This window comes from Streptomyces sp. NPDC002088 (assembly GCF_040296605.1).
Taxonomy (GTDB): domain Bacteria; phylum Actinomycetota; class Actinomycetes; order Streptomycetales; family Streptomycetaceae; genus Streptomyces.
In genome coordinates, this window is sequence record NZ_JBEOXO010000019.1 from 161,757 (window position 1) to 175,101 (window position 13,345).

General features: G+C 68.7%; 14 protein-coding genes. 9 read left to right on the plus strand and 5 right to left on the minus strand.

Annotated features, from left to right (window positions below; translation table 11 throughout):
• Positions 1-99 precede the first annotated feature (99 nt).
• From ABT114_RS33600 to fdxA, 3 genes are all read right to left on the minus strand, one after another.
• Positions 100-936 carry an IclR family transcriptional regulator gene (locus ABT114_RS33600; RefSeq protein ID WP_351146690.1) on the minus strand — a complete coding sequence of 279 codons (837 nt, stop codon included), beginning with the start codon at positions 934-936 and terminating at the stop codon, positions 100-102.
• Between the two features lie 224 nt (positions 937-1,160).
• Positions 1,161-2,477: an FAD-dependent oxidoreductase gene (locus tag ABT114_RS33605; protein WP_351146691.1), complete on the minus strand. Its 1,317-nt coding sequence runs from the start codon at positions 2,475-2,477 to the stop codon at positions 1,161-1,163.
• A gap of 2 nt (positions 2,478-2,479) precedes the next feature.
• Positions 2,480-2,800 carry a ferredoxin gene (fdxA, locus tag ABT114_RS33610; protein ID WP_351146692.1) on the minus strand — a complete coding sequence of 107 codons (321 nt, stop codon included), beginning with the start codon at positions 2,798-2,800 and terminating at the stop codon, positions 2,480-2,482.
• 434 nt (positions 2,801-3,234) lie between these two features.
• Here fdxA and mftA point away from each other — a divergent pair, with 434 nt between their 5' ends.
• The 4 genes from mftA to mftD all read left to right on the plus strand — a co-directional run bounded on the left by mftA (position 3,235) and on the right by mftD (position 6,175).
• Entirely contained in the window at positions 3,235-3,366 is a 132-nt protein-coding gene (gene mftA / locus ABT114_RS33615) for a mycofactocin precursor MftA (RefSeq protein ID WP_351146693.1), read from the plus strand.
• Between the two features lie 9 nt (positions 3,367-3,375).
• Positions 3,376-3,657: a mycofactocin biosynthesis chaperone MftB gene (gene mftB / locus ABT114_RS33620; protein WP_351146694.1), complete on the plus strand. Its 282-nt coding sequence runs from the start codon at positions 3,376-3,378 to the stop codon at positions 3,655-3,657.
• Positions 3,654-4,907, plus strand: coding sequence for a mycofactocin radical SAM maturase (gene mftC, locus ABT114_RS33625; protein WP_351146695.1), 1,254 nt, complete (start codon positions 3,654-3,656; stop codon positions 4,905-4,907). Before mftB ends, mftC begins: the two co-directional genes overlap by 4 nt.
• A gap of 86 nt (positions 4,908-4,993) precedes the next feature.
• Positions 4,994-6,175, plus strand: coding sequence for a pre-mycofactocin synthase MftD (mftD, locus tag ABT114_RS33630; protein WP_351146696.1), 1,182 nt, complete (start codon positions 4,994-4,996; stop codon positions 6,173-6,175).
• A 182-nt stretch (positions 6,176-6,357) separates the two neighbouring features.
• On the opposite strand, the gene ABT114_RS33635 is transcribed toward mftD, so the two are convergent.
• Positions 6,358-7,587 carry an NAD(P)/FAD-dependent oxidoreductase gene (locus ABT114_RS33635; RefSeq protein WP_351146697.1) on the minus strand — a complete coding sequence of 410 codons (1,230 nt, stop codon included), beginning with the start codon at positions 7,585-7,587 and terminating at the stop codon, positions 6,358-6,360.
• A 354-nt stretch (positions 7,588-7,941) separates the two neighbouring features.
• On the opposite strand from ABT114_RS33635, the gene ABT114_RS33640 reads away from it, so the two are divergent.
• The 4 genes from ABT114_RS33640 (at position 7,942) to ABT114_RS33655 (ending at position 10,494) form a co-directional block, all read left to right on the plus strand.
• Positions 7,942-8,697 carry an SDR family oxidoreductase gene (locus ABT114_RS33640; RefSeq protein WP_351146698.1) on the plus strand — a complete coding sequence of 252 codons (756 nt, stop codon included), beginning with the start codon at positions 7,942-7,944 and terminating at the stop codon, positions 8,695-8,697.
• A 4-nt stretch (positions 8,698-8,701) separates the two neighbouring features.
• Positions 8,702-9,310, plus strand: coding sequence for a carboxymuconolactone decarboxylase family protein (locus ABT114_RS33645; RefSeq protein ID WP_351146699.1), 609 nt, complete (start codon positions 8,702-8,704; stop codon positions 9,308-9,310).
• Entirely contained in the window at positions 9,307-9,780 is a 474-nt protein-coding gene (locus tag ABT114_RS33650) for an HtaA domain-containing protein (RefSeq protein WP_351146700.1), read from the plus strand. The genes ABT114_RS33645 and ABT114_RS33650 overlap by 4 nt, the downstream gene beginning before the upstream one ends.
• An 84-nt stretch (positions 9,781-9,864) precedes the next feature.
• Positions 9,865-10,494 carry a TetR/AcrR family transcriptional regulator gene (locus tag ABT114_RS33655; RefSeq protein ID WP_351146701.1) on the plus strand — a complete coding sequence of 210 codons (630 nt, stop codon included), beginning with the start codon at positions 9,865-9,867 and terminating at the stop codon, positions 10,492-10,494.
• Positions 10,495-10,590: 96 nt separating this feature from the next.
• Here the strand turns inward: ABT114_RS33655 and ABT114_RS33660 are convergent, their stop codons facing one another.
• Positions 10,591-11,532 carry an SDR family NAD(P)-dependent oxidoreductase gene (locus ABT114_RS33660; protein ID WP_351146702.1) on the minus strand — a complete coding sequence of 314 codons (942 nt, stop codon included), beginning with the start codon at positions 11,530-11,532 and terminating at the stop codon, positions 10,591-10,593.
• 174 nt (positions 11,533-11,706) lie between these two features.
• Between ABT114_RS33660 and ABT114_RS33665 the strand changes: the two genes are divergently transcribed.
• Positions 11,707-13,344 carry a flavin-containing monooxygenase gene (locus ABT114_RS33665; protein WP_351146703.1) on the plus strand — a complete coding sequence of 546 codons (1,638 nt, stop codon included), beginning with the start codon at positions 11,707-11,709 and terminating at the stop codon, positions 13,342-13,344.
• Position 13,345: the final 1 nt, after the last annotated feature.

Consider the following 13,345-nt stretch of genomic DNA (forward strand, 5'->3'; position numbering starts at 1 on the left):
ACGCAGCAGCGCCCCACTGGTTATGACGCGTCGTAACCAGTGGGGCGCTCGTGCTGCCGTCGAGGGGCGGTGGTGGCACCACGTGTCCACCACAGGCCCTCAGACGTCGTCGGGATCCGTCTCGGGCACCCCGGGCCGGTTCCCCGTGAACCGGCTCGTCAACGCCTCCGCGGACTTCAGTACGAGCGCGGTGAGCTCCTGGGTCGACGCGGCGTTGAACCGGGTCTCGGGGATGGTGATGCCCACGTCGCCGATCACGACGTTCGACGGTCCGAGAACCGGCGCCGCGATGGCGATCGCTCCGTCGATGCGCTCCCCGTGGGAGATGGCGTACCCGTCACGCCGGATGCCGGCCAGACGCTCTGCCAGTCGATCGGGGTCGATCCATGTGCGGTCCGTGAGAGCGTCCAGCTTGCCGTGTGTGATCTCGTGCTGAGTCTCGGGAGGGAGGAAGGCGAGAATGGCGAGGCCGCTCGCGCCCGCGTGGAGCGGAAGCCAGACACCCTGCGGGACCGTGTACCGCAAGGGGTGTGAGGACTCCACCGACATGGCGAACATCATCTGGCGGCGCTGCTCGTTGACGACGGCGAAGAAGGACGACTCGCCGCTGCCCTGCGCCAGGTCGGAGAGGATGTCGAGGGCGGCCTCGCGCAGGGGGAAGCGGGCGTTCGCGGTCCAGGCCAGGCGCAGAAACTCCATCCCGAGCCGGTAGTTCCCTGCCGGCGTGCGGCCGACCATGCCCAGCTCCTCCAGGTCGCCCAGGAGCCGGTGAGCGGTACTCGCGCTGACGCCCAGTCGGTTGCCGATCTCTCGCACCCCGTAGGCCTTCTCCCCACCGTCGATCATCAAGGTGATGATCTCGATGCCACGTGCGAGTGGATGGCGCTGGCGCTCAGGTGCGGCCACCGTGTCCTGCGTCGTGTTCTGCGTCGCCACTCCCTGCTCCTTCTGTACCGCCGATTCCCGCACAGCAGAATCATGATTCCTTTAAAGAGAACACTATCAGGGCTTGCCGCTCCTTGCTGGCTGATTGCCCATGGTCGATTGTCGCCCGGCGTCGGGGCAGCAACGCAAGAGGCCTCCCCCCGCTCGAAGGCGGGGGGAGACCTCATGCTCCACGGAGTGGTTCGAACGTGTCCGGACGCCCGAGTGGTGACGCGCTACGTGGCCGCCCCCGCGGCGAGCAGCATCTCGTTCCTGTCATACAGCTTCACGCGCGTGCGGCCGGTGGCTTCACCGCGTGCGACTTCGGCGGCCTCGATGGCCCGCCAGCGGCTCCAGTCGACGACGGCGACGCCACGCAAGCGCAGCAGTGCGTCGACGCCCGCGGGACCGGAGCCCTTCCCCGACAGGTCAGGTGCGTCAGCAAGGAGGGCGGCGGTCGTCTCGCTCGCGCAGAGCCGGTTTGTTCCGATGACGCCGCTGGGGCCCCGCTTGACCCAGCCGACCGCGTAGAGGCCGGGCAGGACCCGTTCGCCGTCGAGGACCCGCGCGTCACGGTGGGGGATCGTGCCCGATGCGTCGTCGAAGGGGACCCCGCTCAAGGCGGCACCGCGATAGCCGACGGCGGGCAGCACCAGTCCGGTGGGGAGATCCTCGACGACTTCGGGACGTGTCGTGTGCGCCAGACGTACAGCGGAGACCGAGGTGTCACCCACGAACTCCACCGGCGTGCGGTTGAACAGGAAGCGGATGGAGCGCGGCCGCCCCTGCGGCCTGCGGTCGGCGACCTTCTGGAGCGAGGCGAGCAGGCGTGCGGTCGCCGGCCGGGTGCCGGCCCGCGCCTCCTGGGAGAGCGCCAGATCGTCCGGAGAGACGATCACGTCGGCGCCCTCCACCTCGGCCAGCTCCAGGAACTCCTTGTTCGTGAACTTGGCGTGCTCGGGTCCCCGTCGGCCGACCACACACACCTCTCGTACCGAGTGGCCGGCCAGTGTGTCGATCACATGCTCGGGTACGTCGGTCCTTCGCAGCTCGTCGGGCGTGCGCACCAGCATGCGGGCGACATCGAGCGCCACATTTCCCACACCGACCACGACGGCCCGCTCCGCCGTGAGGACCGACGTGTCGAAGGTCGCGTCGGGGTGACCGCTGTACCACGACACGAAGTTACGCGCGGCGACCACACCGCTGAGGTCTTCGCCGGGAGTGCCGAGGCGGCGGTCCAGCGGCGCTCCCGAGGCCAGGATGACCGCGTCGTAGTGGGCGCGCAGCTCATCCATCGTGATGTCCGAGCCGACTGTCACGTTGCCGAGGAATCGCACGGAGGGGTTCTCGAAGATCTCGGTCAGGGACGCGACGATCGACTTGATCTTCTGGTGATCGGGGGCGACGCCGTACCGTACGAGCCCGAAAGGCGTGGGCAGTCGCTCGAACACGTCGACGCGGACCTCGTGGTCGGTGTCCTCGGTCAGGATCTGGGCGCAGAAGGCCCCTGCCGGGCCGGAACCGACGACGGCGATTCGCAGCGGCGCCATGGCTAGGCCTCCTTGCGGGGGAGGGCCGCGACGAACTCGACATCGTGGTCGATCTTTCCCAGCTTGCGGGCGCTCTTGGGGGAGTCGAGGGCGTCGAAGAATTGAGCGTTGAGGTCGAGGAACTGCTCGTCGTCGCCGGTCAGGTCGGCGTCGTAGCGGATCGCCGTCACCGGGCACACCTCCTCGCAGGCGCCGCAGTCGATGCACTGATCCGGGTTGATGTACATCATCCGGCCGCCCTCGTATATGCAGTCGGCCGGACACACCTGCACGCAGCTCTTGTCCTGGATGTCCACGCATGCCTGCGTCACCACAAAGGTCACTTCTTCTCCCTGGTTTCCGTCGACAGTGGGATGGCAAGCCCGCGGCAGATGTGGCACCACCGGCGTCGGGGCGAGCCTCCAGGAGCGGTGGGTCATTCAACGGAACGAGCGATCCTTTCAACGGCGTCAGTGTCGGCATGTCTGGCCGGTGTGTCAAGAGGACGCGGGGGGCGCGGCGAGAGGCTCGCGCGGAGAAGGGCTCCGACCGGCGGACGAGGAAATGGGCCGTGACCCGAGTCTTCCATTTTGGCATCGTGTGCCAATACGCTCCGGGTGTCTACACCGCAGGCTCAACAGCCGCGGGAACTCTCAGCGTTCCCGGCCGCCCTGCCGACGATGCGTCTTACGCACGCACGGTTGCGTACGTCGCCGTGCCACCTGATCACCTCCGCCCGCAGGCACCCGTACGGGGCCATATGCACAGGGAGAACACCATGAACGATGTCATCAACTCCTCCCAGCCCGAGCAGAACCTCCCCGAGGCGGTCGGCTCGCCGGAGGGGCTCATCGAGGCCGACGACCTGATCGAGGAGGTCTCGATCGATGGCATGTGCGGCGTCTACTAGGCCGCGGACATGGCCACGCTGAACCTGGACCGCGCCTGGGACCTGCACGAACAGGTCTCTGTACGGCCGGAACCCTTCGGTGCGCTGTTGTACCACTTCGGCACCCGCAAGCTGTCGTTCCTCAAGGACTGCACGCTGCTCGCGGTGGTCCAGGCGCTGGCGACAGCGCCCACCGCGCGGTCGGCCTGTGCCGCCGCGGGCGTCGCCGAGGCGGATCTGCCGCGGTACGGGCAGGCACTCGCGGTGCTCGCCCAGTCGTCGATGGTCGTCGAAAGGACCGAGACCTCATGACCACTACCGCACGCCTTCCGGGGTCCGCACCGGCGCCGGGCCCCTCCCGCCTGGTGGATCTCTTCGAGTACGGCCTGGACGCGCCGATCTGCCTGACGTGGGAACTCACTTACGCCTGCAACCTGTCCTGTGCGCACTGCCTGTCCAGCTCCGGGCGGCGTGACTCGCGCGAGCTGAGCACCAAGGAGTGCAAGGCCGTCATCGACGAACTGGAGGCCATGCAGGTCTTCTACGTCAACATCGGCGGCGGCGAACCCACCGTCCGTCCCGACTTCTTCGAGCTGCTCGACTACGCCACGGCCCACCACGTGGGCGTGAAGTTCTCCACGAACGGCGTGCGGATCACCCCCGAGGTCGCCGAGCGGCTCGCCGCCAACGACTACGTCGACGTCCAGATCTCGCTCGACGGCGCGACCGCCGAGGTCAACGACGCCGTACGGGGACGGGGTTCGTACGACACGGCGCTGCGCGCGATGCAGAACCTGGCCGATGCCGGGATGCGGAACTTCAAGATCTCCGTGGTGTGCACCCGTCACAACATCGCGCAGATGGACGAGTTCAAGGCGATCGCCGACCGGTACGGCGCCCAGCTGCGGCTGACCCGGCTGCGCCCCTCCGGGCGCGGGGCGGACGTGTGGGACGAACTCCACCCGCTGCCCGGGCAGCAACGGCAGCTGTACGACTGGCTGGTGGCCCACGGCGACAGCGTGCTCACCGGCGACTCCTTCTTCCATCTCTCCGCGTACGGGCAGGCGTTGCCGGGGCTGAACCTGTGCGGTGCGGGCCGTGTGGTCTGTCTGATCGACCCGGTCGGTGACGTGTACGCGTGCCCCTTCGCGATCCACGACGAGTTCCTCGCGGGCAACGTGCGCGGGCCGGGCGGCTTCGCGAAGGTGTGGCGGGAGTCGGACCTGTTCTCCGAGCTGCGCGAGCCGCAGAGCGGCGGGGCATGCGCCTCCTGCTCGTTCTACGACACCTGCAAGGGCGGCTGCATGGCGGCGAAGTTCTTCACGGGACTGCCGCTGGACGGCCCCGACCCCGAATGCGTACGGGGCTACGGCGAGGAACTGCTGGCCCAGCGTCCGAAGGACGGCGGCGACCTCCCGAAGCCGACGGGGGACCACTCCCACCGCACCCGCCCCGCACGGCGATCCGGACCGGTCGCCCTGGAGCTGACCCGCCGGCCCGGCCTGGACCGGCCACCGGTCAGCGCCTGCGCCGAGGACCCCCTCGCCGGCATGAGCCTCTGAGACCGAGGCCCCGGGCGCTCGCAGTTCGCGCCCCTCCCCTTACGACGACCAGCACTGAAGACCGAAGACTGAAGTAGGAGCCGCACATGGGCAGGAATCCCTGGTTCGAGACGGTCGCGGAGGCTCAGCGCCGCGCGAAGAAGTATCTGCCGAGTTCCGTCTACGGTGCCCTCGTGGCCGGTTCGGAACGAGGGCGCACCATCGACGACAACACCGGTGCCTTCGCGGAGCTGGGTTTCGCCCCGCGCGTGGCCGGCTTTCACGCCGAGCGGGACCTGTCGACGACCGTGCTCGGGGTGGAATCCGCGTTCCCCGTGGTGATATCCCCGACCGGGGTACAGGCCGTCCATCCCGACGGTGAGGTGGCGGTGGCCCGGGCGGCGGCCGAACGGGGCGTGATCATGGGCCTGAGCTCGTTCGCCAGCAAGCCGGTGGAGGAGGTCTGCACCGCCAACCCGAACACCTTCTACCAGATGTACTGGACCGGAAGCCGCGAGTCCATGGTGCAGCGCATGGAGCGCGCGCGGGCCGCTGGGGTGAAGGCGCTGATCGCCACACTGGACTGGTCCTTCTCCAACGGCCGTGACTGGGGAAGCCCGGCCATCCCGGAGAAGATCGACCTCAAGGCGGCGATCAAGTTCGCGCCGGACGTGCTCCCCCGGCCGCGCTGGCTGTGGACGTTCGCCAAGTCCGGGCGGATCCCGGACCTTACCGCCCCCAACCTCAAGCCCCCGGGAGGCAAGGCGCCCACCTTCTTCGGCGCCTACTACGAGTGGATGCAGACCACGCCGCCCACCTGGGACGACATCAAGTGGATGCGCGCGGAGTGGGGAGGCCCGTTCCTGCTCAAGGGAGTCTCCCGGGTGGACGACGCCAAGCGGGCCGTCGACGCCGGGGTGAGCGCCATCTCGGTGTCCAACCACGGCGGGAACAACCTGGACACCACACCCGCCAGCATCCGCCTGCTGCCTCCGATCGCCGAAGCCGTCGGGAACGAGATCGAGGTCCTGCTGGACGGCGGGGTGCGCCGAGGCGGCGACGTCGCCAAGGCCCTCGCTCTGGGAGCGCGTGCGGTCCTGATCGGCCGCGCCTACCTGTGGGGCCTGGCCGCGGCCGGCCAGACGGGCGTGGGGAACGTCCTGGACATCCTTCGCGGCGGACTCGACTCCGCCGTCCTGGGCCTCGGGCACTCCTCGGTCCACGAGCTGTGCCCGGACGACCTGCACATCCCGGACGGCTTCACGCGCGCCGCCGGCGCGGGCAAGTAGGCCGTGCCGATCGAGCCGACTCCGCGATTCTCGCGACGACGGCGAACTGGCCCACAGCGTCACGCTGTGGGCCAGTTCGCCGTCGCCGGGCGTCGGCTGGTCACGGTCGCAGGGAGGGATGAAACGTGAACGACCTGTCAGAAACGATCTGGGGCGGGGCGAGCGCCCCGCCCTCAGCGAGCTCAGGCCAACTGCCTGACCGCGTCGACGACGCTGTCGCCCGAGGCGCCGACCGACAGCAGCCGGCGTGCCTGGTTCAGGGCCCGCACCCAGTTCACCGTGACCGCGCCGCAGGCGACGCCCTGCGCGTCCGTGTGGATCACGGCCGCCCTGCTGCCCGCCCGCAGGTCGCCGATGACGGTCGAGCTGCCTGCGGGATCGTGCCGGCCGCAGGCGTTCACCTTCCAGTCGTACTGGTCGGACCACACGTAGTCCGTCGGCTCGTAGCCCGCCTCGACGCCCCGCGTGAGGGCGGTGGCGACGTACCTCGCCTGGTCGCCGGCGTTCGTCCAGTGCTCGGCCCGGACGTCGGCACCTCGTCCCGGGTGCGGCCAGCGGGCGACGTCGCCGATCGCGTACACGTCGTCGGCTCCGCTCGCCCGCAGGAAGCGGTCGGTCACGACGCCGTTGTCGAGCTCGAGGCCGGTGCCGGCGAGCCAGTCGGTCGACGGCACCGAGCCGATGCCCACCACCGCGGCCGCCGCCGACAGGCGTTCCCCGCTGTCGAGTTCGACCGTGAGCTCGCCGGCCTTGCCCTCGATGGCGACGACGCCGGTCCCGAACCGGGTCCGGACGCCGTTGCGTCGGTGGAGTTCGACGAGGCTGCCCGCGATCTCGGGGCCGACCAGTCGTGTCATCGGCTCCGGGAGCGGGTCGACGACCGTGACGGGGCAGCCGTGTCCGACCGCCGCGGCCGCGATCTCGGTGCCGATGAAGCCGCCTCCGACGACGACGACGGGCTCACCGAGCGCGAGTTGTGCGGCGATCGTGCGCGAGTCGTCCAGCGTCCTGAGCTGGTACACGCCCGACGGCGGGCGCCACGGGGACGGCCGGGCCGCGGCTCCGGTGGCGATGACGAGCGCGTCGTAGGGCACGCTCGTGCCGTCGGCGAGGCGGACGCGGCGTGCGGCGGTGTCCAGGCCCACAGCGGCCGACCCGAGCCGGAGCTCGACCCCGAGTTCGTCCAGCTCGGCCCGCGTGACCAGCCGGATGCCGTCCACGGACGACTCCGACCAGGCGCCGTTGAGGAGGTTCTTCGAGAGGGGCGGGCGATCGTAGGGAAGCTCGTCCTCGGCGCCGATCAGTGTGATGGGGCCGCTGTGGCCGAGCGCCCGAAGGCCTTGTACGGTCCGGGTCCCGGCCAGCGACGCCCCGACGACGACAATGTGGCGATGGAGGGCGGTTTCGGTCATCGTCCTGGTCCTTGTGTGTCGGTGACAGGTGGTCGAAGGCGCAGGGCGCTCTGAGCTTCCTGGATGAGACCCGCACACTGAGAGGGATTGCCCATTCAAGAGAACGCCAAGTCGCTACAACGCAACAGGGAAATAGTGATCGCCGTTGCGGTGGGTGTCAATGACAGGCAGGCATAGGAAGGGTTGACATCTCATTTCACGCCACGACATGCTGAGGACTTCTGGCAACGGAACGTGCGTTCCGTTCGCCGAGACGCTCGCCGAGACGCTCGCCGAGACGCTCGCCCAAGAGGAATGAGGACGTATCCCGATGACCAGGGTGCACACCGCTCGACACTCTCGCGGAGAGACTCGATGACGGCCGCGGGCCGCGTGGCCGTCGTCACAGGAGGTGCCGCGGGCATCGGCCTGGCGATCGCCGAGCGCCTCGCGAAGGACGGATTCAAGATCGCGATCCTCGACGTCGTCGACGGCGCGGCACAGCAGGCCGCGGAAGCGATCGCCGGCGTCGGCGGCCACGCACGCGGATACCACGCCGATGTGAGCGACCGGCAGCAGGTCGACGCGGCGCTGACCGCCGCCCGTGCCGAACTGGGACCGCTGGCCGCCGTCGTCGCGAACGCCGCGGTCGCCCCGCAGCGCCCGTTCCTGGACATGACGCTCGACGAGTGGAACCGCACCCTGTCGATCAACTTGACCGGGACGTTCAACGTCGTCCAGTCCGCTCTCCCGGATCTTCTCGATGCCGCCTGGGGACGCGTCGTACTGATCGCCTCCTCCAGCGCGCAGCGCGGGGCCCCGAAGATGGCCCACTACGCCGCGTCCAAGGGCGGGCAGATGGCCCTGACCAAGGCGCTCGCCGTCGAGTTCGCCAAGTCGGGCATCACGGTCAACACGGTCGCTCCGTCCTCGATCGACACCCCGAGCGTGCAGAAGAAGCGTGCTACGGGCGCCATACCTTCCGCGGAGGACATGGCGAAGTACATCCCCGTCGGGCGGATGGGCACCGGCGAGGACATCGCTGCCGCAGTTTCCTACCTCGTCTCGGACGAGGCCTCCTACGTGACCGGCCAGACCGTCAGTGTCAATGGCGGCTCCTTCATCGGGTGATCTCATGACTCAGCCACGCATTCCCCCGCGCCCCGTCGAGGACTGGACCGACGAGGTCGACGAAGCCCTGTCCGTGCTGCGCGCTCAGGCGCCCGGCACGCAGGCCGCCGCGCCCAGCGGGCCCGCGACGCGCCCGCGCTCCCACATCCTCGGTATCTACGCCTGGCATCCGGACCTGATCCGTGGGTGGATGCCCTTCTCGAACCACCTGCGGCACTCCACGCTCTCCGACCGCGTCCGCGAGATAGCGATCATCCGGACGACCTGGCTCGGTTTCGGCGAGTACGAGTGGGCCCAGCACGTCCGGATGAGCCGGGCGGGCGGCCATCTCACCGACGCCGAGATCGAAGCGCTCGGCGAAGGTCCCGACGCCGCGGAGTGGTCGGACGCCGATGCTGCAGTCGTCCGGGCCGTCGATGAGATGTGCACGGTGAAGAACGTCTCGGGCGAGACATGGCTCGCCCTGGAGAAGCAGTTCTCGCGCGAGCAGCTCATCGACTTCGTTTTCACCGTGGGCACCTACGACATGCACTGCACGGCGTTCAACACGCTAGGCCTCGAGCTGGAGCCGGGTATGACCGGGTTCCCCGCCGACCACCGGCGCGGCACATGAGTAGTCGCGGGGTGCTGCGCTGGCAGGTGAAATCGTCCTTCGTCCATTACGTACGGGCGATCGCGGCCGGCACCTGCGAGGCTGTCGACGGGGCCGAGCTGGATGCCGACGGGATGTTCCAGTTCCCGCTGACCGAGGCGTCGCGGGACGGCGACGGCTGGTCGCTGCACTTCGGTGGAGGCGCGCGTTTCATGGCCCACCACGGGTTCCTCGATGTCGAACTGCGCGAACTGGAGCTCACGGTGACGGCGGACGCACGCGGCGGCGCCCTCGGTGTCCTGGCCGCGCAAGGTGACCGCGTCACCATCGCCACCTTGGCGCCCGCCGCTCCCGCGGAGGGCAACGGCGTGGTGCGCTGGCCGGGCCTCGTCCCGTGCCTGACCGACGCCGGGGCCGAGCTCTTCGGCAACGTCTATCCGCCCGGCTCCGACCTCGCGCCGCTCGATGCCCTGGTCCTGCTAGATTTGTAGGCCATGTCTTCATCCCCGCCCCATCAGGCTGCGCGGCGCAGCGGCTCCCGAACCGGCCAAGGGCGCAAGAACGTTCGCGGCGAAGTGACGCGTCAGCTCATTCTCACCGCGGCCGAGCGCCTGTTCGCCGAGCACGGCATTTCGGCTGTGCCGTTGCGCGACATCGGAATCGCTGCCGGCCAGCGCAATCACGCCGCCGTCCAGTACCACTTCGGCGACCGTGACGAGGTCGTGAAGGCCATCATGGAACAGCGCGGCGCCGAGAGCGAAGTCAGCCGGACCGGCATCGTCGCCGACCTCATGCTCGGCCCGACCCCGCTGACCGTTGTCGACGTCGTCGGCGCGTTCGTGCGGCCGCTCGCGATCCATCTGCGGGAGGACAACCACTACCTTGCGTTCCTGTCCCACTTCATCATCGAAGAGGGCGGATACGAGCGCATGGGCGATGTCCGCGCCGGTGCGTCGGTCCTTACGCTGCGCACTCTCCTCAGCCGGCTCGTACCGCAGGTGCCCGAGGCGGTACTCGAAGAGAGATGGTGGGTGATCCTCACGAGTGCCGTGCACGCACTCGCGCGGTACCAAGCGGCGCAGCGAAAGCGTTCCCACCTGCCCGCGGAGATCGACGTCCTGGTCGACGATCTGGTGACCTTCCTCAGCGCGGGACTCACGGCACCGCTCGTCGAGGGCGATCCGAGGACTACGGCAGGCGCCTGAGCCCGGCACAGCCCCTCGGCAGTGGCTATGAAGGCGCATACGGCGAAGGAGCCCGGTCGGTGACCGGGCTCCTTCGCCGTATGGGTCGCGTCGCTGTCAGGTGCCGAGGTGGGCCATGAACCTCGACGTCCAGTCGTGCAGACTCGCGGGCACGTAGTAGCCGCTCTCGTCGGTGATCTCCTTCCAGTTTCCGGCGATCTCCTCGATCGTCGGTGTCCCGGCCCCGGCCGAGTGGTATCCGGGGCTGACGGCGAGGAACCACCGGGCGAACCGCTGTGCACCTGCCACGAGAATCTCGCCGTTCACCGTGCAGTCCTCGTGCGCCAGGTACGCCACCATCGGTGACACCAGGTCGGTGCGCAGCGCCTGCAGGCGGGCGTCGTCCAGCGCGGTGGTCGTGATGTTCGGCTTCGCAGCCGAGGTGCTCGGACGCGTGATCGCGTTCGGTGCGACGCAGTTGACGCGAATGCCGTGCGACGCGCCCTCCAGCGACAGGCTCCGGGTGAACCCGATCAGCGCCCCCTTCGCGGTCGCGTACGCCAGGTTGTCCGGGAGCCCGAACATGCCGGTCGACGTCGTCGTGATCACCCGGCCGTAGCCCTGCTCGACCATGTACGGCCAGGCCGCACGCGTCGTGTGCCACGTGCCGCGCAGGTGCACGTCCAGCGTCAGGTCAAGGTTCTCGGCGTCGGCCTCGGGGAACGTGGCGAAGCGGGAGATGCCGGCGTTGTTCACGACGATGTCGATGCGCCCGAACTCGCGGACAGCGGTCTCGACGAGCGCGTGGCAGCCCTCCTCCTGGCCCACGTTGTTCGTGTCGGCGACGGCGACGCCGCCCGCGGCCGTGATCTCCCGGACGACATCGTTGGCCGGTCCGGCGTCGCTGCCTTCGCCCTCCTTGGTGCCGCCGAGGTCGTTGACGACGACCTTGGCGCCGCGCTCCGCGAGCAGCAGCGCATGGGCCCGGCCGAGGCCTCGACCGGCGCCGGTCACGATGGCGACTCGTCCGTCGAACCGGAAGTCAGGGGTGGCGTTCATCATGCTCCTTCGACAGTGATCGTGGCGGGATTTCATCACGCAAGCTCAGATAAGACAATCCCCGGGATGCTTCACAGGCCCTGTACTGCACAAGTGGTTTTTATTTTTCAGCACTTGTGCTTACCTATGGCTGATCGCCGCTGGAGTAGTCGTACCAAGTGGGAGTGAGTCAAAGTGGCAGGACAGATCGACAACGACGTGGACGTCGAGGTGCTGGTGATCGGCGCCGGCGTGGTCGGCATCTACGCGCTCTACCAGGCGCTCGACGCCGGCTTCACGGCGCAGACGCTGGAGGCCGGTGACGGGGTGGGCGGTGTCTGGTACTGGAACCGCTACCCGTCCGCGCGCTTCGACTCCGAGAGCTACACGTACGCGTACATCTTCTCCAAGGAGCTCTTCGACGAGTGGCGGTGGAAGGAGGAGTTCGCGACGCAGCCGGAGATCGAGAGCTATCTCAACCACGTCGTCGACCGCTTCGACCTGCGCCGGCACATCCGCACGGGCGAGAAGGTCGTCTCCGCCGAGTTCGACGAGGCCGGCCAGGCATGGGTGGTGCGGACGGAGAAGGGCAGTGTCGTCCGGGCCCGTTGGGTCATCTCCGCGACGGGCGGACTGTCCGTACCGAACTACCCCGACATCGACGGCCTCGACGACTTCAGCGGTCAGGCCTACCACACGGGCGCCTGGCCCCACACGCCCGTCGACTTCGCCGGCAAGCGGGTCGCCATCATCGGCAACGGCCCGAGCGGCGCCCAGCTCCTTCCGGCGATCGTCGACACCGTCGAGGCCGTGGACCTCTACCAGCGCACGCCGACCTGGACGACTCCGCTGAACAACGCCCCGATCTCGGACGAGCGCCAGGCATGGCTCAGCGACAACTTCGACGACGTCGTCAAGACGTTGAGCACGTCGCCGACGGGCTTCCTCCACGAGCCGGCGGGCAAGTTCTCGTCGGCGGACTCGGCGCAGGAACGTCAGGCGTTCTACGAGAAGATCTGGAAGAGCCCCGGCTTCGCCAAGCTCACGTCGAACTACTACGACATGACGACGAACCGCGAGGTGAACCTAGAGTTCTGCGCGTTCCTCGCCAACAAGATCCGCTCGATCGTCAAGGACCCGGTGACCGCCGAGCGGCTCATCCCGAAGGACCACCTCTTCGGCGCGAAGCGTCCGCCGTTCGTCACCGACTACTTCGAGTCCTTCAACAAGCCGAACGCCTCACTCATCTCCCTCAGGGAGACGCCGTTCGTACGGGTCGACGCCACCGGGATCGAGACCACCGAGCGGCACCGGGACTACGACATCATCGTGTTCGCGACCGGCTTCGACTTCGGCACCGGCGCGCTGACCCGGATGGGCATCAAGGGGCGTGAGGATCTCGACCTGAGCACCGACTGGGAGGACGGGCCGTCCGACTTCGGAGGCTTCAGCGCGCACCTGCTGCCGAACTTCTTCTTCCCGGGCGGTCCGCACGGCGCCGGCGGTGGCAACTACCCGCGCTACTCGCAGGACCAGATCGACTGGATCACCAAGACGCTGATCCACGCGCGCGACCACGGGTACACCGTCTTCGAGCCGACCGCCGCGCAGCAGGACGAGTGGATGACCATGATCGAGACGCTCGCCCCGCAGTCGATCTTCTCGGCCGAGCACAGCCACTACTACGGGGCCAACGTCGAGGGCAAGGTACGCAAGTTCCTCCTCAACCCCGGCGGACGGACGAAGCTCCACGAGATGCTCGACGAGATGTCGTCGACCGAGGACTTCGGCGGCGCGTTCTCGCGGGCGAACGAGACCGCCAGTGCCGGCTAGC